20 protein-coding genes are annotated in these 20,518 nt (G+C 66.8%); 15 read left to right on the plus strand and 5 right to left on the minus strand.

Annotated elements, in window-relative coordinates; genetic code table 11:
• Positions 1 to 41: 41 nt before the first annotated feature.
• Together H9I49_RS16535 and H9I49_RS16540 are read right to left on the minus strand one after the other, a co-directional pair.
• A complete protein-coding gene (locus H9I49_RS16535) occupies positions 42 to 1,208 on the minus strand; it encodes an MSMEG_0565 family glycosyltransferase (protein WP_188031488.1) in 1,167 nt (388 codons plus the stop codon).
• Positions 1,205 to 2,734 (minus strand): protein FdrA, encoded by a 1,530-nt coding sequence (locus tag H9I49_RS16540; RefSeq protein WP_188031489.1) that lies wholly within the window; start codon positions 2,732 to 2,734, stop codon positions 1,205 to 1,207. Before H9I49_RS16540 ends, H9I49_RS16535 begins: the two co-directional genes overlap by 4 nt.
• Positions 2,735 to 2,952: 218 nt before the next feature.
• Between H9I49_RS16540 and H9I49_RS16545 the strand changes: the two genes are divergently transcribed.
• From H9I49_RS16545 to H9I49_RS16555, 3 genes are read left to right on the plus strand one after another with little or no spacing between them, the layout of a single operon-like run.
• Positions 2,953 to 3,354 carry a hypothetical protein gene (locus tag H9I49_RS16545; protein ID WP_188031490.1) on the plus strand — a complete coding sequence of 134 codons (402 nt, stop codon included), beginning with the start codon at positions 2,953 to 2,955 and terminating at the stop codon, positions 3,352 to 3,354.
• On the plus strand, positions 3,351 to 4,541 hold the full coding sequence (locus tag H9I49_RS16550; RefSeq protein WP_188031491.1) for an MSMEG_0568 family radical SAM protein: 1,191 nt from the start codon (positions 3,351 to 3,353) through the stop codon (positions 4,539 to 4,541). The genes H9I49_RS16545 and H9I49_RS16550 overlap by 4 nt, the downstream gene beginning before the upstream one ends.
• The gene (locus H9I49_RS16555) at positions 4,538 to 5,068 is read left to right on the plus strand and encodes an MSMEG_0567/Sll0786 family nitrogen starvation N-acetyltransferase (protein ID WP_223128813.1); all 531 of its coding nucleotides are present in this window, start codon (positions 4,538 to 4,540) and stop codon (positions 5,066 to 5,068) included. Before H9I49_RS16550 ends, H9I49_RS16555 begins: the two co-directional genes overlap by 4 nt.
• A 118-nt stretch (positions 5,069 to 5,186) precedes the next feature.
• On the opposite strand, the gene H9I49_RS16560 is transcribed toward H9I49_RS16555, so the two are convergent.
• Complete coding sequence (locus H9I49_RS16560; protein ID WP_188031493.1) at positions 5,187 to 5,552, minus strand: DUF488 domain-containing protein; 366 nt, start codon at positions 5,550 to 5,552, stop codon at positions 5,187 to 5,189.
• A gap of 257 nt (positions 5,553 to 5,809) precedes the next feature.
• Here H9I49_RS16560 and H9I49_RS16565 point away from each other — a divergent pair, with 257 nt between their 5' ends.
• Both H9I49_RS16565 and H9I49_RS24550 read left to right on the plus strand, forming a co-directional pair.
• The gene (locus tag H9I49_RS16565) at positions 5,810 to 6,379 is read left to right on the plus strand and encodes a cupin domain-containing protein (protein WP_188031494.1); all 570 of its coding nucleotides are present in this window, start codon (positions 5,810 to 5,812) and stop codon (positions 6,377 to 6,379) included.
• Between the two features lie 134 nt (positions 6,380 to 6,513).
• Positions 6,514 to 6,897, plus strand: coding sequence for an OsmC family protein (locus tag H9I49_RS24550; protein WP_370587640.1), 384 nt, complete (start codon positions 6,514 to 6,516; stop codon positions 6,895 to 6,897).
• Positions 6,898 to 7,021: 124 nt separating this feature from the next.
• On the opposite strand, the gene H9I49_RS16575 is transcribed toward H9I49_RS24550, so the two are convergent.
• Positions 7,022 to 8,044, minus strand: coding sequence for an AIR synthase related protein (locus tag H9I49_RS16575; RefSeq protein WP_188031496.1), 1,023 nt, complete (start codon positions 8,042 to 8,044; stop codon positions 7,022 to 7,024).
• 64 nt (positions 8,045 to 8,108) lie between these two features.
• On the opposite strand from H9I49_RS16575, the gene H9I49_RS16580 reads away from it, so the two are divergent.
• The 10 genes from H9I49_RS16580 (at position 8,109) to H9I49_RS16625 (ending at position 20,029) form a co-directional block, all read left to right on the plus strand.
• Entirely contained in the window at positions 8,109 to 8,879 is a 771-nt protein-coding gene (locus H9I49_RS16580) for a phosphosulfolactate synthase (RefSeq protein WP_188031497.1), read from the plus strand.
• 90 nt (positions 8,880 to 8,969) lie between these two features.
• Entirely contained in the window at positions 8,970 to 10,328 is a 1,359-nt protein-coding gene (locus H9I49_RS16585; protein ID WP_188031498.1) for an adenylosuccinate lyase family protein, read from the plus strand.
• Positions 10,325 to 11,350, plus strand: a complete 1,026-nt coding sequence (locus H9I49_RS16590) for a pyridoxal-phosphate dependent enzyme (RefSeq protein WP_188031499.1) — start codon at positions 10,325 to 10,327, stop codon at positions 11,348 to 11,350. The genes H9I49_RS16585 and H9I49_RS16590 overlap by 4 nt, the downstream gene beginning before the upstream one ends.
• A complete protein-coding gene (locus H9I49_RS16595; RefSeq protein ID WP_188031500.1) occupies positions 11,347 to 12,912 on the plus strand; it encodes an argininosuccinate lyase in 1,566 nt (521 codons plus the stop codon). The genes H9I49_RS16590 and H9I49_RS16595 overlap by 4 nt, the downstream gene beginning before the upstream one ends.
• On the plus strand, positions 12,909 to 14,327 hold the full coding sequence (locus tag H9I49_RS16600) for a DUF1116 domain-containing protein (protein ID WP_188031501.1): 1,419 nt from the start codon (positions 12,909 to 12,911) through the stop codon (positions 14,325 to 14,327). Before H9I49_RS16595 ends, H9I49_RS16600 begins: the two co-directional genes overlap by 4 nt.
• A gap of 5 nt (positions 14,328 to 14,332) precedes the next feature.
• Positions 14,333 to 15,109 carry a DUF2877 domain-containing protein gene (locus tag H9I49_RS16605; RefSeq protein WP_188031502.1) on the plus strand — a complete coding sequence of 259 codons (777 nt, stop codon included), beginning with the start codon at positions 14,333 to 14,335 and terminating at the stop codon, positions 15,107 to 15,109.
• Between the two features lie 126 nt (positions 15,110 to 15,235).
• Positions 15,236 to 16,573 carry an FAD-dependent oxidoreductase gene (locus H9I49_RS16610; RefSeq protein WP_188031503.1) on the plus strand — a complete coding sequence of 446 codons (1,338 nt, stop codon included), beginning with the start codon at positions 15,236 to 15,238 and terminating at the stop codon, positions 16,571 to 16,573.
• A 229-nt stretch (positions 16,574 to 16,802) separates the two neighbouring features.
• Positions 16,803 to 17,714: a hypothetical protein gene (locus H9I49_RS16615; RefSeq protein WP_223128814.1), complete on the plus strand. Its 912-nt coding sequence runs from the start codon at positions 16,803 to 16,805 to the stop codon at positions 17,712 to 17,714.
• Positions 17,715 to 17,753: 39 nt separating this feature from the next.
• Positions 17,754 to 19,550, plus strand: a complete 1,797-nt coding sequence (locus H9I49_RS16620) for a glycoside hydrolase family 15 protein (RefSeq protein ID WP_188031504.1) — start codon at positions 17,754 to 17,756, stop codon at positions 19,548 to 19,550.
• Positions 19,551 to 19,558: 8 nt separating this feature from the next.
• On the plus strand, positions 19,559 to 20,029 hold the full coding sequence (locus H9I49_RS16625) for a hypothetical protein (protein WP_223128815.1): 471 nt from the start codon (positions 19,559 to 19,561) through the stop codon (positions 20,027 to 20,029).
• A 57-nt stretch (positions 20,030 to 20,086) separates the two neighbouring features.
• Here the strand turns inward: H9I49_RS16625 and H9I49_RS16630 are convergent, their stop codons facing one another.
• Positions 20,087 to 20,425, minus strand: coding sequence for a LuxR family transcriptional regulator (locus H9I49_RS16630; protein ID WP_188031506.1), 339 nt, complete (start codon positions 20,423 to 20,425; stop codon positions 20,087 to 20,089).
• Positions 20,426 to 20,518 lie beyond the last annotated feature (93 nt).

Here is a 20,518-nt window from a genome sequence, read left to right on the forward strand (position 1 = left end):
CGCGTTCGAATTCGGAATCTCGGAAACCATGGGGCGCGACTTCACGCCTGTTGGGTTGTGGACAGCAGCCGCGAATACAGGGCGCGGTGCTCGTGAGCGGACGCCTGCCAGCTGAATCGCGCGGCGATCGGCCGACCCGCCCTGACAAGGGCGCGTCGTAGCTGGGCATTGGTCGCCACCGTGTGCAGGGCGTCGCACAATGCGGAGACGTCGCCGACCGGAGCCATGAGAGCGTCGCGACCGGCGTGGAGGTACTCACGGAACACCGGTAGGTCGCTGGTGACCACTGGCAGGTCGGCGCTCATCGCCTCGAGGACTGCGAGGCCGAAACCCTCCTTGACCGACGGGAAAGCCAATGCGTCGGCTGCGCGGTACCAGGCTGCCATCTCCGACTCCGGGACGGTCCCGAGCAGAACCACGTCCGACCCGAGAGCGAGCCCAAGATGCGCCAGTTGCCCCAACGCATCGGCACGGTATCGCTCATAGTCCTGGAAGGATTGACCGCCAATCACGGCCAGCACGGGTGTCGGTTGCATTCTCGTACGCAAGCGGGCCAGAGCCTCGAACAGGTAGGTGCTGCCCTTGCGGGGCTCGACCCCGCCAACGGCGAGGAAGAGGAATCGGCCGGCCGCGTTGACACGTGAGCGGAGCTCTGCCCTGCAGTCCGGGGCGATCGGCGCGAAGCGTCCGACGTCGACACCGTTGTGCACCACCTGAGCATCGACGCCGAACTCACGCCACAGCTGCTCACGCCAGACGCTGCTGACGACCAGCACTGCATCCGGCTCTAGCACGGCCTGACGCTGACAGTCGATCAGCGCGGGAGTGGTGAAGTCGTCGATGTGGTGAACGGTGCGCACGACACGTGGCCCGAAGCCGCTGTCGCGGATGCGGGCTGCCGCTCGCGCCGAAATGCAGTCTTGCGTGTGCATGAGCGCGAAGCGCTGCCCCAGGGACCGCAAACCACGTTCGAGCGCATCGACCGAGTCGAACACGCGCTGCTCCAGCGTGTCCGCGTGGGCAGGGGCCGGAACGACGGTGTACGGAACGCGCGTGGGACGGAAGAAGCCGGAACCCGGCTCGCCGAGGGTGACGATGTGAACGGGCACACCCGCGTCCATGAGCGCCTCCGCGAGGTACAGGGTGTGCACGACACCTCCGCGCGGCTTGGTGGAGTAGGTGACGAGCCCGATCTCTGCGGTGCTCATGGTTGCCTCGTAACGAGCGAGGGGTCGCGCCTTGCGATCGCGGCGGCCGCGTACGCAGCGCGGGCGGCGGTCTCCGGCACGATGCAGCCCGCGTCCTTGAGCATCGCGCGCTGGCGGACGTAGCCCTGCGGGTCCTGGTGCGTGCCGAGCACATAGGCGACGACCGAGGCGCCATGTTGGACGGCCCGTGCGCACGCCGGGGCGAGCTGGCTCGCAGGATCCTGATGCGCGCCGAATCCCAGGACGACATCCAGCAGGATCACTGCGACGGCCGGATCGCGCCCCTGCTCATCGACCATCTCCACGCGTGCCTGCAGGTCGATCATCGGATGGGGTCGACCGACCGTGTATTCCTCTTCACCGAGATCGAGGCAGATGTGGCTCCCTGGGGGCGCAGGCGCCCGAAGCGAATCATCCAGCGGGACGTTCGAATACACCGGGCCCAGAACATCGCCGAGGATCACCAACGACTCGTAACAGAGTGTCCCCCCGGAGAAGAGACCTCGGACCAGGGTGCGTCCGGCCGCCAACCCTTCGCAGGCTCCCGCCACCTGCTCCTGTAGTGCACCAAGGATGTCGGGGCGTTCCACGCCGAGCAGGTCCAAGACCTCCAAGGCGCCTGCCTCGAGGGTCCGAGCCACTCGCCGCCCGGTGATCGGGCCTGCGTCAGCCGCGCGGCCGACCAGCGCTGCGATGAGCGGGAAGTCGTCGGCTGTCGCAAGGACTGCCCGCGCAACTCGCTCGGCAGGCGGCTTCGACACGAGAAAGATCAACTCGGTGCCTGGGTCGGCCCGAAGGGATGCGATCGCCGCCTTGGCCATCTGGCCGTCGACGGCCTCGGACAGGTCGCGGCCTCCGAGCCCGATGACGCACGAGATGCCGACACCCCAGCGGTCGAGCAGACTCATGGCCTCTTGAGCACCCGTTCCGGCCGCCGCCATGATGCCGACCGGGCCGGGATCGACCACATTGGCGAAGCCGAGCCCAGTGCCGCCCAGCAGTGCCGTACCCGCCCCGGGGCCCATCAGCAGGTGACCGAGGCCCGCGGCGCGCTCCTTCAGGGCCACCTCGTCGGAGACGGAGACGTTGTCGCTGAACAACAACACATCCAGGCCGGCAGTCAACGCCTCGTGGGCTTCAAGCGCCGCATACGCGCCGGGCACCGAGATGATGGCAACGTTGGTGTCGGGCCGTTCACGCGCCGCCCGGCCGATCGTGCGGTGGGCGCGCGTGTGTACCGTGCCGTCCTTGCTGTGCCGGCTGGCGAACATGATGTCCGCCCCTGCCGACAGGGCCCCCTGTACGACGGCATCGTCGGCTCCCCGGACCGCGAGGAACAGGTCGTTTGCCGACCCCATACCCGTGGTCGCGAACCCCTCCGACGTCAGTGTCTGCTGGTTGGCTGGGGTGGCCATTGCCGCCGCGGCCCACTCGACGCCAACGATGTCGGTCATGGCGCGAGTGGCCTTCAGCTGCATGACTGAATCGACATAGGTGTCGTAGAAGATCCGTACGTCGCCAGTCATGCCGTGACCTCTTGCGCCCGTAGGTGCCTCGACGGCGCGCGCACTCGCGCAGGGCGACAGGCACGTCGCCGCCCCCGCCCGCGATGGCTAGAGCCCTGCTGACCCACGACCCGATCGCCGCTGGCTCGAGAACCACGACCTGGCTGCGGTGATGCGCGTAGGAACGTCGCCCCAAGCGCCTCTAGCATACGATTCATGCATTCACTATAGTAGATGTCATGATGAAGCCAAACCCCTCCAGGGGAACCAAGGTCGCTGACGAGAACCAGCAGCTCCTCCAGGGCCAGGCCCGCGATGAGCCGGTCGCAGTGACGCGATGGAGAGCGGCCGAGCGTCGCCTGTACCCGTTGATCATGGTCGACGCCGACCTGTATAAGACGGCCGTCACGCTGGTACACGAGGCGGCGCAAGTGCTGAGCCGCGAATGCGGGACGGTTGCCGAGCTCACGCACGTGGACGCCGCAGGCGTCCTGGCCCAATGCCCTTCCACAGCACTTGCGACCAGCTCCGGTTTCGATCCAGGCACCGCCCTGGACGCCGCCCGCGCCCATCGCTTCAGAGACCTGGCAGCACGTGAGCCGGACGCCGGACCCGAACCGCGTCAAGGCGGCCAGCCATGACTATCGCAAGGACCACGCGGGGCAGCAACCCTGCGCCCGCCGACGCTGCGCCGGCCGAGACCCCCTCCCAGCCTCAGCCCGTCCCCACGCACGTTGCCCAGCTGATAGTCGAATTGCAGAGCGTGGGCCTGCGGGTAGAGGCCCAGCTCGAGACCCGTAAGGGAGGCGCCGGGCCGACCGATTCCGGAATGCTCTGGATCGAGGGCGTGGCCGTGACCGTTCCGACCGTGAGCGTGCAGGCCCTCGCCTCGCCATATGTCCTCAAGTGGGAAGACGCCGGATACGGGATCTACCGCGACGGGGTCTGGTTGGCAGCGGCCCAAGGCGCTCCGCGACCCAAGTTCTACGACCTGACCACGGCCGATGGGGTGCCGTACTGGCAGATCGGGCTCATGCATCTTGACTCGTTTGCCAGCACGGTTGTGCAGACCTGCTCCTACTGGGCGACACCGGACCAGTGCGCCTTCTGTGGCATCGAGCTGTCGTTGGATGCGGGCCGCACGATCGTGAAGAAATCGCCGGCGCAGCTCGCGGAGGTCGCTGTCGCGGCTCGCACGCTAGACGGCGCTGTCGACGCGACGCTGACGACCGGTAGCTCGAATGGCGTGGATCGCGGTGCCAGGTACGTCGCCAAGTGCGGAAATGCGGTCAAGGAGAGCTCAGGGCTACCGGTGGAGGTCCAGTTCGAGCCACCTCGCAATCTGGATGTCATCAACGAAGTCCATGGCCTGGGAATCGACTCGGTCGGCATCCATGTCGAGACCTTCGACCCGCAGGTGCTTGCGCGAGTGGCTCCGGGCAAGGCGCGCACCGGGATCGAAGGCTACTTCACCGCATGGGAACGAGCCGTGTCTCTCTTCGGCGAGGGGCAGGTGTCGACGTACGTGATCCTCGGCATGGGCGAGGACGTCGAGCTGACCGTTGCCGGCTGCAAGCGGGCCATCGACATGGGTGTGTACCCGTTCGTGGTGCCGCTACGTCCCGTGGCAGGCAGCCTCATGCAGGATGCGGTTCCCCCGTCAGCGGCGTATACCGAGAGCGTCTACCGACGGGTCGCGGCCTACATGGCCATGCGTGGGATGGACTCCAGCATGGTGTCGGCCGGCTGTGCGCGCTGCCAGGCTTGCTCGGCGCTCAGCAGCCTCCAAGCAGTCCTGCCCATGCCGACACATCGGGGATCGCCGTGAACGCCCGGCCTGTGTCGCCGGCATCCGCTGAACCCGCTACCGCGGCCCCCGGCGTGCCTGCCGAGGTTGTCTGCGCAGAGGCGCGCACCGATGAAGAACGCTTGATGCACCATGGCATTCGGCATGCTGTTTTCGTTGAGGAGCAGGGGATGTTCGTCGGATCCGATCTCGATGCGCATGACCGACGTGAGGACCTTGTTCGGGTGTTGGCGTTCATGCGCGGTCAGCCTGTGGGGACGGTCCGGCTGTATCTGCTCGAGGAACACACTGGACTCTGGAAGGGGGACCGGTTGGCAGTTCTCCCAGCCGCTCGCACGTGCGGTGCGGGCGCGCCCCTGGTGCGGTACGCCGTCGCCTATGCCCGCTCACACGGGGGACAGCGGATGATCGCTCAGATTCAGCTGGCCAATGTGCGGTTCTTCGAGAGGCTCGGGTGGTCGGCCTACGAGGAAGCCGAAGACTATCTGGGGCTGCGTCACCAGCCGATGCAGATTGCGCTGCATGGTGACAAGGTCACGCCAGAGTGAGCCGGCTAGCCAGTGTGATGTCTTCGAGCTTCCAGGCCCCGCTGCCGAGCGAGTGACCGCTTCAGACGTGATGCCCCACGACCCGGTTGGGACCTGTCTCGACGGGCCGGTCAGGACCTCATGACCCTCGAATGACGTCAACGAGGACGGCGGCCTGGCTGATCTCAAGTGCCTTCGTGGCCGTGACGAGAGTCAGAGGCCGTGACTGGGCCAGTGCCCGAAGCTGCGTCAAGGCTGCTGCACGCACGGGATCCTCGAGCTCGGAACGATAGCGACGTGAGAACTCGTCGTACAGCGCCGGCTCATGCCCGTACCATTTGCGTAATTCGGTCGAGGGGGCGACCTGTTTGCACCAGTGCTCGATGTGCGCGTTCTCCCTGCTCACACCGCGTGGCCAGACGCGGTCGACCAAGACGCGAGTGCCATCGGTCTGGGCTGGGGTGTCATAGACCCGCGCCGCCGTGACGGTCGGCTTCTTCTTCATTCGTCGTGCTCCTCCTCTTCGGGCGCCTGCCGCAGTGGGTGGGACCAAGCAGTCCGTGTGGGCGGATGCGAAGGCTGGTGACGCACCGAGACCATCAAACTCTCGAATAGGACCTGCGGCCGATCGCTGGACGCGCGCCCGGTCTGCCGCGTGCTGATCCCCGTCGGTGTGCCTCCATGATGATGGACGGAACATCATCTATCCTACTCGGGACAGGTCGCTACGGCCATGAGTCGACAAGAGGAGCGAGGGACGCCTTGGACGAGGTCATTGCGGGCATCGGGCCAAAGATCTATCTCTTGCGCCAGGGCGAGGGGCTCTCACTGCAGCAGCTGGCGGAGCGATCCGGCGTTTCCGCGGCGGCGATCCACAAGATGGAACGCAACGCCATGGTCCCGACGATCACCACCCTGATGAAGCTTGCTCGGGCGCTCGGCCGTTCGGTGGGCTACTTCATCGAGGAAGGCGCCGACGGTACTGCGCCGGCTGTGCTTGTTCGCGCCAAAGATCGAGACGACCTGCTTCCCTCGCCCGACGGCGTGAACAGGCAGAATCTCGCCGGGCCGTTCGGCCGCTTCGCCCTCTCTGCGGCCATCGTCACGATCGCTCCGGGCCTGGACAGCGGAAAGGCCCCCCTCGCGCAGCCCGGGGAGGAGCTCGTGTACCTGCTCAGCGGTTCCATGGAGTTCGAGATCGACACCACTTATCAGCTCCGCCAAGGAGACTCTCTGCATCTCCGTACGGATCATCCACACCGCTGGCGCAATCCCTCGGCGCGGCCCGCAAAGGCCGTGTGGATCTCGCTTCGGGTTCCGTCGCTGCACTGAGGCGGCATCCATCCGACGCGCTCTCGACGGTCTGGGGTGCTCCTCCAGGTCATGCGAACCAGCGGCGTATACTATGATGTATGTTCTGATGCGGATAGTGTATCGACGGAGGTGTGGCAATGTTGAGCAGCCGTATGGCCCATGCCTCGTGGCTCCCTGGGCCCCTGCGGTGTGAGGTGGAGGTTGAGGGTTTCAGCCTGGCGGTCGATGAACCCGAATCGGTTGGCGGAACCGGGGCCGCCCCGGGGCCTACGGACCTACTCCTGGCGTCGGTTGCGTCCTGCTTCACACTGGCGTTGGTACACAGCGCCAGCAGGCGCGGAGTTGCGCTGGGCCGCGCACGAGTGGACGTCGTGGGTGACTACGCGGGACTTCGCTTCGACGCGGTCCGCATCCGAGTCCATGTCACCGGCCCGACTCCCCAGGAGCTGGAGGACCTTGTCGATGCAGCCACGCGGGCCTGTTACGTGACGAATACGCTGCGCGAGGCGGTGAACGTCAGCATCACGACGGGGTAGGAGGTGTCGGGTCTGTCATCGGATGGGTCGCCCGCCCTTGTCGCCAGCTCAACCGAGTCTCGGGGTGGCCGAGTCTCACAGGCTCGGCGGCGCGGCGTGACGGTTTCATGCGTCCTCGGATCGGTTACGCGCGACGCAAGCGGGTCACTGTGTCGGTGAAAAGGTCGAAAGCTGTGACGCGTTCAGCGCCTCGACGGAGTGCAACCTGCCCGCCGGGGTCGATCTCGCCGATGACATCAGCTTTCAGCCCGCGCTGATGAAACGGCCGGAGGCAGTCATCCTCGCGACCCGACGGGACGCACAGCAGGAAGCCGAAACTGGGAAAGCAGCTCAGCCAGCGGTGCATCGGCACGCCACGCGGCCGCGCAACCTTGTCAAGGTCGACGGTGACGCCGAATCGACCGTGCTCGAGCAGCATGGCGAGGGAACCAACGAAACCAGCCATGCTGACGTCCTTCGCCGCCACGCAGGCACCACTGTCGGCCACCTCGGCGAGGACTCGGACATCGCCGGCGACCTTTTCAGCCCGCACGTCGAAGGACCGGAAGAATGGAAAGTCCTCTCGCATGTCGCCCTCGACCGCGCAGGCGAAAACGAGGCGCTGCCCAGTCCGGATGTTGGCGACGGACAGTGGATGTGAGGCGCAGCCGATGCCAAACGCGGAGACCGATGGCGCGCCGTCGTCTCGGGTGAGATGGCCGCCGAGCAGCGGGACGCCGTAGATCTCACAGGCGTATCGCATTCCCTGGAGAACCCGGTGAGCAACACTGTCGTCGGCGACGATCGTGTCGATGATGCCAAGGGGCGTGGCCCCCATCGCGGCCAGGTCATTCACGTTCGTCAGTACTGCCGCAACTCCAGCGCCGTATGGATCCCTCGCCACGAAGGGCGGCCAGAGCGCCTCGCCGCAGGCGATCACGTTCGTTCCGGCCAGGGGGATGGCGGCGCCGTCGTCGCCCGGTCCGCTGAGCCAGTCGGTCGGCCCGAACACGTCGGACACCAGCCCGATCACGGACTTGCCCAGCAGGCCGGGATGCTCGCGTGCAGTCAGGACCAGTTCTGCAAGCTCGGTACCTGCCCCCCCGATCTCGGGCGATGGTGCGATGGAAGCCGGCGACGGCGTTGGCGACGGTGCTGCGCGCATCATGTACCACTGACCTCTCGTCTGATGTGTTTGTCGGATCCTGCTTGTGACGTCTACTATAGGTTACATGTCGCCGGACTTCCTGAGCCTTCCACTACGACCGGGCAAGCCGCGCGCGACCGGCCTGACCCACGTTCTCGACAAAGGGCTTCCCGTGTCCCAGACCCGTGCCCTCCTCGAGGCGGCTGGAGAATTCGTCGATATCTGGAAGTTCGGATGGGGCACCGCGTACCTGGACCGTGAGCTGGACGCCAAGCTCACGCTTCTGGCCAGGCACGGCGTGCAGGCTTGCCTTGGCGGCACTCTGCTGGAGATCGCTTGGAGTCAAGGCCGCGTCGAGGAATGCATGGCATGGGCGGCGGAAGTCGGCGTGCCCCTCGTGGAGGTCTCACGAGGAGTCATGCCGATGTCGCTCGCGGACAAGACTCGACTCATCGCTCGAGCTGCGCGATCCTTCACCGTGCTCACCGAAGTGGGCTTCAAGGATCCGGCGCGGCGCCTGGATCTCTGGCAATGGAAGGACGAAGTCAGGCATGACCTCGCCGCCGGTGCATGGCTCGTGATCACCGAAGGCCGCGAGAGCGGGACAGCCGGCACATATGACGCGAGCGGTGAGGTGATCGAAGAGATTGTCGATACTGTGGTCGGGGTGGCCGGCCCGGGACGCCTCCTGTTCGAAGCGCCTCGCAGGGACCAGCAAGCCTGGTGCATCAGCCGGTTCGGATCCGACGTGAACCTCGGCAACATTGCCCTTGACGACGTCGTCAACCTCGAGGCTCTGCGCTTGGGCCTGCGCGCCGACACTGCCGTGATCCGGGCGGCGCCAGCGTCATGGTGAGGCCCCTCGCCCATAGGCGCCAGACGCGGTCGCCGGGAGAGGCTGCCGCAGAAGGTGGCCGACGCCTCCATCACTGGCGTAGGAGATGACATGAGCACCCGGATGGCTGACTCGGTGATCTACCGACACCTGTGGACCGCTCCTGACCTGGATCGGTTGTTCGAAGAGCAGGACAGGCTGCAGCGCTGGCTCGAAATACTCGTGGCGCTAGCGAATGCCCAGGCATCGCTTGGGATCATCCCGACCGAGTCCGCCCTGACGATCACCGAGTGCGCCGACGCGGGCCGGCTCGACCTCGAACGGATCGCGGCTGCGACCCGGCAGACGGGCCACTCAACCATCGGGTTGATTCACGAGCTGCAGCGCATAGTCCCGGCGCCTGCGTCCGAGCATGTGTACTACGGCGCGACCGTCCAAGACGTCACCGACACCTGGTTTGGTCTGGTGCTTCGAGATGTCGGCACCCTCGTAGGTGACAGGCTCTGGGCGTTGGAGGGCTCCCTGCTCCAGATGGCGGCAGCTCATCGGGACACCATCATGGTCGGGCGCACACACGGACAGCCAGGGGCCGCAACCACCTTCGGTTTCAAAGTCGCGGGATGGGCCGACGAGCTGCGTCGCCACCAGGATCGACTGCGTGAGGGTCGGCGCCGATGGGCGGTCGGCCAACTGGCGGGCGCAGTCGGTGTGCTGGGGTTCTACGGCACCGACGGACTCGAACTGCGCCGTCGTTTCTGCGCCGAGCTGGGGTTGGACGACCCTGGCATCTCCTGGCTGACCAGCCGCGATCGAATCGCTGAATTTGCCCATGTGCTGGCCCTAGTGTGCGCCACACTCGCCCGGATCGGTGGCGAAGTCTACGAGCTGTCCCGCCCGGAGATCGCCGAGCTACGCGAAAGTGTCGTTCGCGATGGCGTCAGCAGCATCACCATGCCGCACAAGCGAAACCCCGAGGGCAGCGAGCATCTCGACACGCTGTCGCGTCTGGTGCGCGCACACTCAGGTCTGTTGCTCGAGGCCATGGACCAGCAGCACGAGCGAGACGGGCGCGGTTGGAAGACCGAGTGGGTATCGCTGCCCGAGGTGTGCGAGCTCACCGTTGCAGCCCTCGACAAAGCCCGCACTGTCATCGGGGGTCTTGAGGTCGATCCGGAGGCAATGGCACGCAACCTGTCAGCGGGCGGTGAGAACCTGCAGTCCGAGCAGATCCTCGCTGCCTTGTCCGCGCTGCGGGGAAAGCAGGCCGCGCAGGCCCTGTTGGCCGAGGTGATGACCACCCGTTCGGCAGGCGCGCCGGGTCTGACGGCAGCCGTCGCCGCCCGAGCCGGCCTGGAGCCGGCGGAGGTCGCAGCCTGGGCCAGGCGACCCGCAACGGGTTCAGCGGGCGCGATGGTCGACCTGCTGCTTCATCGCGCGTACGCCGCGCGCTTCGAGAAGGAAGAACCGTGACCCTGTATGACCAGCCACGCCTGGAACTTGGGTCCTGGCCGACCCCGCTGGTCCGAGCCAGCCGACTGGAGGCGCGACTGGGGCTTGGCCCGCTGTTGATCAAGCGCGATGACCTCAGCGGGTTCGCGCTGGCAGGAAGCAAGGCCCGCCCGCTCGAGTACCTGCTAGGCGATGCGATGGCGCACGGTCACGACACCCTTGTCGTGGGGGGCGTCGCTGGATCGAACTTCTGTCAGGGCGCCGCGGTGGCCGCCCAAGCAGCAGGGCTTGGCTGTCACATCGTCCTGCCGGGGCACCCCCCACCGCCCCCCGCCGCAAACCTTGCAATGGCACTGGCCAGCGGCGCGCAGGTGTCCTTCAGCGGCGGACCACGTGAGCAGCTCGACGATCGGATCCGGGATCGAGCTGGCGAATTGAATGACAACGGACGGTCCGCAGTGGCGATACCGCGCGGCGGCGCCAATGCGATCGGCAGCCTGGGCTTTGCCCGCGCGGCCCAGGAACTGGCCGAGCAGCTGGCCGCCGAAGGCCATGAACGGGCTCGCATCGTGATGGCCGTGGGCTCCGGCGCCAGCATCGCCGGCCTGTTCGTTGGTGCGAGCCAACTGGACGCACGATGGAGATTGACCGGGGTCGCGGTCAGCCGACCGCGGGCGACGCTGATACCGCATCTGCGTACGCTCATCAGCGGCTGCGCTGGAGAGCTCGGCGTAGCCACGCCCAACCCAGCCACGCTGAAACTGAATCAGGGGCCGCGCGCCCTGCACGGGGAAAGCGACTCCACTTCCAACGATCGGGCCGCCGCGGTACTCGCGTTGGAGACCGAAGGGCTCGTATTCGACTGCGACTACACGGCGCCCGCCTTCGCAGTCGCATTACGACAGCTCGCAATCGAGGGCCCACCGGTCGTCTTCTGGCACACAGGCGGCTTGGCCGGCGCGATCAGCAGCTACGTGACCTCCGGCACCGGGTTCGCCGCCGTCCCGTTCTCCGGCGACCGGACTTGCCGGATCACGTCGTGACCAGACATCTACCCGATCCCGCGTCGGGCAGACGAGTGGGCGGACCGCAAACCTCGGCGGCGCCTGAACTCATCGCGTCCGGCTTCGCGCTCGAGAACGAGGACGCCCCCATCCTGCACCGCGGCTACAACCTGGCCGACATGGCCCACGTCCTGGACCTAGCCCAGCGTCGGATGATCCCCGAGCACGCCCAACGCGCACTCCTGAAGCTGCTGCTCGAGGTCCACGAAACCGACGCCGAGGACTTTCCGTACGACGCGGCATTCGGCGAACCGTACAACTCCCGAGAGCGGTTCTTCGTCGACCGGATCGGTGACACCGCCGGTTGGCTGCACGCGGGCCGACCTCGCCGCGAGGCCGCACGCATCGCGCTTCGCCTGCACCTGAGAACCCAGATCGGACACCTCGTTCTGGAAGTGTCCCGATTCGTCGAGGAGATCGCACGGCTGTCGCGCCGGCATGTCCACACGCTGATGGCTGACCAAACGTATTTGCAGAAGGCCCAGCCCTCCACGTTCGGCCACTACCTGTTGTCCTTCGCACAACCAGCACTGCGCGACGCGCATCGCCTGCTCGCCGAACTCGCCGAGATCAACGCCAGCCCAGGGGGCGCCGGCTGTGTCAACGGCACGCGACTGCAGCAGGACCGGACGGCGCTGGCACGCACGCTCGGGTTCGACACGGTCATCGGCCACACCCGCGACGCGATGTGGCGGGTCGACGACTTGATCGCGGTGCTCGCGATCGGCACCAGCATGGTCTCGAACCAGAGCAAACTTGCCGAGGACCTGGAGATCTACTCCAGCAGCGAGTTCAACTTTGTGGACCTGCACGACAGCTACAGCAGGTCGAGCGTCCTGATGCCACAGAAGCGCAACCCGTACGCGCTCTCCATCGTCCGGGGCGCCTCCGGGGTCCTGATCGGACGACTCACGGGATTCCTTGCCGTCACCAAGAGCCCCTCCGCCCGCAGCGACAACTTCATCTTTGCCTACGGCGAAGTACCCCGCGCCCTCGATCTGACCATCCGGGTGACGGCCCTCATGACCGGCGTGGTGCGCACCCTGCACGTCAACGCCGACAACCTGCGGGAGGAGCTCGTCAAGGGGTACACACAAGCGACCGACCTGGCCGAACACCTCACGCAGATTCGCCACGTCGACTACCGCACCGCCTACTTCGTCGTTGGCGATGTGGTGCGCGACGCGAGCAGAGTCGGCCTGCGCGGACTCGACCTCACGGCGGACATGCTCAACACGGCTGCGGAGAGCCGCACCGGGGCGACTTGGGGGCTGATCGACTCCGACCTTCAGGCAGTGCTGGACCCGGCGCAGATCGTCGCCTCTCGCCAGGCCGTGGGCGGCGCAGCACCTGAGGCGCTCGAGCGGATGCTCGAGACCACCTTCGCCGATGCCACGGCACTGGCGGCGGACGCCGCCGCGCGACTGAGCGGCTTCGCCGCTGCCGAGCTCGACCTGCTGGCACGCGCCACGGCAGCCGTCAAAGCAGACGTCGATCCGGCACCCGCACATCCCGCACCCAAATCTGGAGGCTCGTCATGACCGCACGACCCACTCCTGCCGTGCTTCCCACCGAGATCGCCGTCGTGAATGTCGGCTTGCAGCTGTTCGCAGACGCAGTGGAAACCCAAGGCCGGCCGGCGGCCCAGCTGGACTGGCGTATCCCCGCCGGCGGCGACGTGCGGCTGATCAGGGCACTCACCACGTTGCTCGGTGATCACGCTGCGCGAATCGACGCCGCCAACGCCGAAGTGTTTCGACGGCTCGACACCGGTGTGCCGCTGTGGACAGCCGTGGCCACGGCTGGCGACGTTCTGCCCGACGTCGACCGGCGCACCCTGCTGCACTGCGGACCAGCCATCGAGTGGCCGGACGTCTGCGATCCGCTGCGACGCTCGATGCGAGCCGCCACCGTCGCCGAAGGATGGGCCGCGGACCCGGCAGAGGCGGACGCTCTACTGCGAGCCGGCAGGGTTCATCTGGAACCGGCCAATCTGCATGACACGGTCCTTCCGATGGCAACCGCGCTCGGCCCGTCGATGCCCGTCCTGGTGGTGGACAACCAGGCCGGCGGTACACGAGCGTTCTCGGCCATCAACCAGGGCTCGGGGAACGTGGCCTGGTTTGGCCGGGAGACGGAGGCGGCGATCGCGCGTCTACGGTTCCTGCGCGACGTCGCCGGACCTCTACTCGCTGCCGCTGTGGCGCAGTCAGGACCGGTCGACGTCCTCAGCCTTGCTGCCCAAGGCCTCGCCATGGGCGACGACGTCCACATGCGTACCCAAGCAAGCACGAACCTGCTCATCCGACACCTGCTCCCGCAACTCGTCGCAGCCAGCGGCGCAGCGGCCGTGGAACTCGGCCGCTTCCTGTCGGCCAACCACCTGTTCTTCCTCAACCTGGCGATGGCGGCCGCCAAGTCGTTGACCATGTGGGCCGAGCAGGTCAACGACAGCAGCATCGTCACGACCATGGCTCGCAACGGGACGACGTTCGGGGTGCGGCTTGCCGGATCGTCGACATGGTTCCTCGCCCCGGCTCCCGAGATCGGAGACGCGCTCTACAACCCCGGCTTCGGATCAGACAGCGGCGCACGCGACATCGGCGACAGCGCAGTGCTCGAGTTGATCGGCCTCGGGGGAGCGGCAGCAGCTGGCTCACCCGCGGTCGCCGCTTTCCTAGGCGGGACCATGGCCGGCGCAGCAGAAGTCACTGAGAACATGGCCGACATCTGCCATGGTGAAAGCAGCCGCTTCAAACTCCCAACCCTGGACATGCGCGGGACGCCCGTTGGCGTCGACGCACGCCTGATCGCGAAACTCAGCCAGACGCCAAAGGTGAACACCGGGATTCTGCACGCCAGTGCAGGAACCGGTCAGGTCGGTGCCGGCGTCGCCACCGCACCGCTGGACTGTTTCACCGACGCTGTCCTCGGCCTCGCGGAGCACCTCACATGAGGCCAGTGGACGTCGGGATCGATGCGACTCAGGTGCTGTCCACCCCCGGCGCCGGGCGTGTGCGCGCGGTCTTCGATCGCGCGATCTACCTGGTGGTTTCGGGCGGGCTCGTCGTGTTGGTCCCGACGGACGCGCCGCGCGGACCACTCCATGTCCGCGTCGAGACGCTGCCCGATATTGGCCCGGAGTGCCTGGTGTGGGTGGACAGACACAGGCTCTGCATCGGTGATCATTGCATCTTGTTGGACGCGCCCATCTGGTCGCCCCAGCTCCCGCCGGCAGCGTCGCTGGCTCGCGCCCGTGGGGGCGCGCGGTGCTGGCTCCCGGACCTCGGACCAGCACTTGATGTCGGAACGGTGGGGCGTGCGGAGCTCGGCGCCGCCGCGGTAACCGCCTTGCGCCGCGGCGACGTGGGCACGTTCGCGGCTGAGGTCGGAGGTCGCGGACCAGGGCTCACACCCGCCGGCGACGACATGATGGCCGGAGTCTTACTGGTGGCTCGCGCGATGTGGGGCGCGTCGGGGATGGCCGCCTGGACGCACGTGCAGCGCAAGCACCTCGCGAGGACGAACGACATCGCGAGCGCGTTCCTTATATGCGCTGCCCAAGGTCGGTGCATCGAACCCGCGCACGATCTGCTGAATGGATTGGCGAGGGGTGACCACAGTGCTGTCAGCGCGGCGGCGGAGCGCCTGAGTCATTTCGGTAGCTCGTCGGGTGCCGCCCTGGCCTACGGCCTGCGAGCAGCCCTCCTTGAATTACCTCCGGCGCCTGGGCCATGACCCGATCTGTAACGCCAGACATCAATTATAGTGTACGCTTTGACTCTGATACTAAATACCGCTGCATCGATGGCCCAGAAGTCGGGGCTGGCGCATGCACGACCGTTGAGGCGAAGGGACGAGGCGATGACGAACACGATCGTGGTCATCGGAGGAAGCGCGGCCGGCATGGGTGCCGCCGGCGCCGCGAAGCAGGTAGATCCCGACGCCCGTGTCATCGTCTTCACCGAGCTGCAGGACGTTGCCTACAGCCCATGCGGTATCCCGTACGTGCACGGGGGGGAGATCGACTCTTTTGACCGGCTGATCCTGCTCGGCAAGGAGCATTACGAGGCGCAAGGGTTCGAGATCCACTATGAGACGGTGGTCAGCGCCATCAACCTCGCCGAGCACACCGTCGAGGTGCCCGGCCAGCCCGACATCGGGTTCGACCGCCTCATCATCGGCACCGGCTTCCAGTACGAGCGGCCCGACATCCCCGGCAGAGACCTGGACGGCTTGTACTACGTGCGAGATATCCGGGCGGCTCAAGCCTGGGATGACGTCCTCAACACGGTGAAACGTGCGGTCATCGCCGGGGCCCAGCCGATCGGCGTCGAGATGGCAACCGCACTGGCACGTCGAGGCATCGAGACCCACTTGGTCGACCCCCATCCGTGGGCCATGGCCGAGATCGCCGACCCGGACATCATGGCCCCGGTGGAGGAGTCCTGGCGCGAGATGGGCGTGCACATCCACCTGAACACTCAGATCAAGGCGTTTCTGGGAACCGAGCGAGTACACGCCGTCAAGACCTCCGAGGGGGAGATCCCTGTCGACATGGTCGTCATCGGTGCCAGGAAGCTGCCGAACAACCACCTGGCGGCACAGGCAGGCATCAAGCTGGGCTCCACCGGTGGAATCATCGTGGACGAGCACATGAGGACTTCGGCGCCCGACGTCTTCGCCGCAGGCGATTGTGTCGAGGTGCCACAGGGGACGACCCGTGTGCCGGTCCAAGGGCTTTCCGGCAGTCACGCGTACGCGCAAGGCAAGGTCGCCGGAAGCGGCGCGGCGGGGAGGCTGCGAACCTACTCACCAGTCTTCGTGCCGTGGGGGCTGGTCGGGGGGAAGTGGATGATCGGCGGGGTGTCCTTCGGCGAGGCGCTTGCCGGAGCCCTGGGAATTCCGTTCGTGATGGGTGTCGCTGAAGGTATCTCGCGCGCCCGTTACTACCCGGACTTCAAGAAGATTCGCGTGAAGCTGCTTGCGGAGCCGAACAGTCTCAGACTGATCGGTGCACAGCTCGTGGGCGGCGAAGGCGTGAAGGAGCGCTGCGACTTCCTCGCGATGGCCGCCCGCAAGGGGATGACCCTGCATGACATCGCGTGGATGGAGAACGTCTACTCACCGGCGATGGGCGCGCTCAACGAACCGATGGCTCTGGCCGCGCAGAACGGTTTGACAGCGGCAGGCCAGTCATGACCAGATTCTCTGGCTGGCTTCGGACGAACTCCCAGAAGTACCTGCTCGAGGCCGTGCAGGCAGAGCTGGCGCAGCGATACCTTGGTCGGCCCCCTCCGGTTGGGCCAAGGAATCCGCAGGTGATCTTCTGGAAGTACCTGTTCGTGCCGCTCTACCGCCGCCTGCCGTGGGGTATCAAGCATTTCATCATCCTGGCCATGCCCGGCAGCCATCGGCGTCAATGGGGTCCGTGATCCTCGTGATGGACGAGCCGCAGCGCTTGATGAACCGCATGCCTGTTCGGTATCGCGAGGTGGCGGTTACCACCGTCGACTTCCCGCTGACCGAGGCCCGGCTGCGAAAGCATTTCAAGGGCCGCGAGGCGTACCGGCGAACGGGGTATGTGATCGTGCATCTCCAGGGCAGCCTCGACGTGGTCCTGCTCCAGGTGGAAACAGCCTCGCGAGAGCCGCTGTTCTCGCCGATCACGCGGGTCGAGCTGCTCGCCGGACCCGACGACGCGGCGTTCGTCCACGACCCGCAGGTCGATCTAGGCGTCCCGAGCCAGCTCTGTCGGGCCGCCTTGCGGGACGCCTCCGACGCTCGGTGCGTCATCGTTCATGGCATGTACGAGCACGTCAGCTTCATAATGGACGCCGCGCCGATCAGGGTACGGCTGACCGAGGTGGCGCCGCCGTATCCGCCCAAACTGCTCGATCAGGCCCGCCGCGTGCTCGAGGTAGCCGAAGACCTGCCACCGATCGTGCTCGAGCCCCAGATCTTCGACCTACTCGAACTGGCGGCCACCCGGCCGGCCGAGCAGTACCTCCTTCCATGCCGGGGCAGTGGGGTCGCCCCTGAAGACAGCAGGGTCTACTACCTCGACGAGCGACCTCCTCGTCACGATTGGGTGCTCGTAGGTTGTAAGCGTTCACGCCAGATTCATCGGCACTTCTACGGCGACGAACCACCAAACGTCGAGATGTGCCCGCGGGACCTCGCGGAGCCAGGTCAGGACCGCATCCTCACCAAGTGCTGCGACATCGAGGAAGGAGTCGTCCAAGACGGACCGATGACGGTAGTGCCATGGGGCGCAACTCTCGACGAAGTGCGCGCGGGACTGCGGCAGCTCGCGGCGGAGCATGAGCACCCCAGTGGGTGACTCTGGTGTGCCTGCACTTTCGCGTCAGGGTGGACATTCATGAAACGAGACGACGGCTACGCGCCCTTGCGGTCCTACGCGGCGATCGGGGATGGTCGCACGGTGGCGCTCGTGGCCGAGGACGGTGCGATCGACTGGCTCGCGGTGCCAAGCCTGGATTCGCCGAGCATGTTCGCAGCCCTGCTGGACGCGGGACACGGTGGTTGCCTCACGGTGACCCCGACCGCCACTTTTGAGGTCTCCCGCCGGTACCTACCGGGCACCAACGTGCTGGAAACCACCTTCACCACCACCGACGGGGTCGTGCGGCTCTTGGACGCGATGAGCCTCAACGGCGGCTCGGGCTTGTCTCCCTTGCGTGAGCTGCAGCGCCGGGTCGAGGGGGTGGCGGGGCACGTGGTGATGAGCTGGCGCGCAAGGCCGCGTTTCGGCGACGGCCAGCGGCCCACCCAACTGGCCCGGCGGTACGACATACCGGTGTTCTCCTCGGGAGCGGACGCCATCGCCATCTGCGCCTTCGACGCCGGCGAGATCGAGACCGGCAGTGACTGGGTCGGCGGCACGTTCGAGACCTGTCCGGGATCGGAGGCGGTGATCGCGCTGTGCGCAGCCCACCAGGAGCCACTGATCTTTCCCGCTCGCGAGGAGCTCGATGAGCGGTACGCCACCACCCTGGCGACGTGGCGGGCCTGGCAAGGTGGCGGGCGCTATGAGGGCCCCTGGCAAGACCCTGTGGCCCGCAGCGCGCTCGCGCTCAAGCTGTTGGTGCACGCCCCTTCAGGGGCGCTGGCAGCCGCCGCGACCACCTCCCTGCCCGAGGACATCGGCGGGGTGCGGAACTGGGACTACCGCTTCTGCTGGGTCCGCGACGCCGCCTTCACCCTCGACGCACTGCTCCGCCTGGGCTGCGCCCCCGAGGCACAGGCATACTTCTGGTGGCTCATGCACGCCTCACAGCTAACCCGCCCACGGCTGCAGCCGCTCTACCGACTCGACGGTGGAGCCTTCGCCCGCGAGCGGACGTTGCCGCTGCCCGGCTACCGGGCTTCACGACCAGTCCGGGTCGGCAACGCTGCAGCGGCGCAGCTTCAGCTGGACACCTATGGTGAGCTGTTGCAGACGGCGTGGCTCTATGCGGGGGCCGGCCACCGGGTGGATGCCGACATCGGCCGGCGCCTTGCCCAGGTCGCGGACCTGGTCTGCCACCTGTGGGGCTCGCCGGACGCGGGGATCTGGGAGGTGCGCAGCGAGCCGGTGCACTTCACCCACTCCAAGATGATGTGTTGGGTTGCGTTGGACCGGGCTGGGCGCCTGGCCGAGCAGGGTCTGATCCCGGCCCGCCACAAGGGCCGGTGGCACGAACAGGCCGCCGCGGTCGCGGACTTCATCGAACGCGAGTGCTACTCGAGCGAGCTGAAGAGCTACGTCCGCTTCGCCGGCGGTGAAGAACTCGACGCGAGTGTGCTGCTGGGTCTCCTGTCGGGGTACGGCGATGCTCGTTCCCCGCGCTGGGCGGACACCGTCGCCGCGGTTCGTCGCGAACTCGGGCACGGCTGCTATGTACGCCGCTACAGCGGCGGCGACGGCCTCAGCGGCGGGGAGGGCGCCTTCATCAGCTGCTCCTTCTGGCTCGCCGAGGCGCTGGCACGGACCGGAAGTGTCTCAGAGGCAACCGCCTTGATGGACGAGCTGGTCGCCCTCGCCAACGACGTCGGCCTCTACGCCGAGGAGATCGACCCCGCTACCGGAGCGTTCCTCGGCAACCTTCCGCAGGCACTGAGCCACCTGTCACTCATCAGCGCGGCCCTGACGATCGCTGGGGAGAAGCCCCGATGAGTGTGTGGGTGGCGCTCGCCGGCGGCTTCGCCGGGACCCTGTTGCTGACCACCGTGCTACGCACAGCCAGCGAGTTCCACCTGACCCGAATGGACCTGCCGTTCCTGCTGGGCACCGCGATCACCGCGGACCGGACGCGAGCCAAGGCGCTCGGCTACCTCGCCCATTTCGTCATGGGGCAGATCTTCGCCGTGGGCTATTACGGGCTGTTCGTCACGCTCGGCCGCTCCGACTGGTGGCTCGGAGCAGCGATCGGGCTCGGACACGGCCTGTTCGCCGGCACGGTTCTGGTCAACGTACTGCTGCCGCTGGTGCACCCGCGGATGGGAACGACGTCCTCCGATGCAGGCACAGTCTCGCTGCTGGAGCCGCCTGGGTTCATGGCCCGCAACTACGGCGTTCGAACCCCTGTCGTCAGCCTGTTCGCCCACATCGGCTACGGCACCATCATCGCGATGTTCCTCACCCTCGCCCGCTGACAAGACTCACGTGCGGCACAAGGCGTGTCGTCACCGTGGCGGCAGTGCAGCTCAGCGTCAGCCGAGTCCGTGCTTGGCGACGGTCAGGAGAACGGCCGCGTCCTCCAGCGCCTCGAGGGTGTGCTTCGCATCAGGCACGACGAGCAGCTCGCCGGGGGAGCCCTCCCGCGAAGCCTCCGTGGTGGCCAGTCGAACCCTGCCATGCAGTACGTGCACGGTCGCTTCGCCGGGGTTCTCGTGCTCATCCAGGTGCTGCCCCGCAACCAAAGCGATGACGGTCTGGCGCAAGGCGCAATCACGGCCGCCGTAGACGGTGCGGGCGCTGCGGCCGCTGCTCGCTTGCCGTGCAGCCTGGAGCTGCTGGTGGACGGTCAACGTCAGAGAAGTCGTCTCCACTGGGATACTCCAAGTCGCTGGTTGCGGGTTCGAGATCAACGCCCGCCTGGGCCGATCAGGCCTCGGCTGTTGATAACGATGATCAGGTCGTCC

The sequence above is a fragment of the Terrabacter sp. MAHUQ-38 genome, from assembly GCF_014518425.1.
Classification (GTDB): Bacteria; Actinomycetota; Actinomycetes; order Actinomycetales; family Dermatophilaceae; genus Terrabacter.

Coding starts and splice junctions, on each gene's coding strand:
- H9I49_RS16535 (WP_188031488.1), bottom strand. CDS start 1,208: ATGAGCACCGCAGAGATCGGGCTCGTCACCTACTCCACCAAGCCGCGC.
- H9I49_RS16540 (WP_188031489.1), bottom strand. CDS start 2,734: ATGACTGGCGACGTACGGATCTTCTACGACACCTATGTCGATTCAGTC.
- H9I49_RS16545 (WP_188031490.1), top strand. CDS start 2,953: ATGATGAAGCCAAACCCCTCCAGGGGAACCAAGGTCGCTGACGAGAAC.
- H9I49_RS16550 (WP_188031491.1), top strand. CDS start 3,351: ATGACTATCGCAAGGACCACGCGGGGCAGCAACCCTGCGCCCGCCGAC.
- H9I49_RS16560 (WP_188031493.1), bottom strand. CDS start 5,552: ATGAAGAAGAAGCCGACCGTCACGGCGGCGCGGGTCTATGACACCCCA.
- H9I49_RS24550 (WP_370587640.1), top strand. CDS start 6,514: ATGGCCCATGCCTCGTGGCTCCCTGGGCCCCTGCGGTGTGAGGTGGAG.
- H9I49_RS16575 (WP_188031496.1), bottom strand. CDS start 8,044: ATGATGCGCGCAGCACCGTCGCCAACGCCGTCGCCGGCTTCCATCGCA.
- H9I49_RS16580 (WP_188031497.1), top strand. CDS start 8,109: ATGTCGCCGGACTTCCTGAGCCTTCCACTACGACCGGGCAAGCCGCGC.
- H9I49_RS16585 (WP_188031498.1), top strand. CDS start 8,970: ATGAGCACCCGGATGGCTGACTCGGTGATCTACCGACACCTGTGGACC.
- H9I49_RS16600 (WP_188031501.1), top strand. CDS start 12,909: ATGACCGCACGACCCACTCCTGCCGTGCTTCCCACCGAGATCGCCGTC.
- H9I49_RS16610 (WP_188031503.1), top strand. CDS start 15,236: ATGACGAACACGATCGTGGTCATCGGAGGAAGCGCGGCCGGCATGGGT.
- H9I49_RS16620 (WP_188031504.1), top strand. CDS start 17,754: ATGAAACGAGACGACGGCTACGCGCCCTTGCGGTCCTACGCGGCGATC.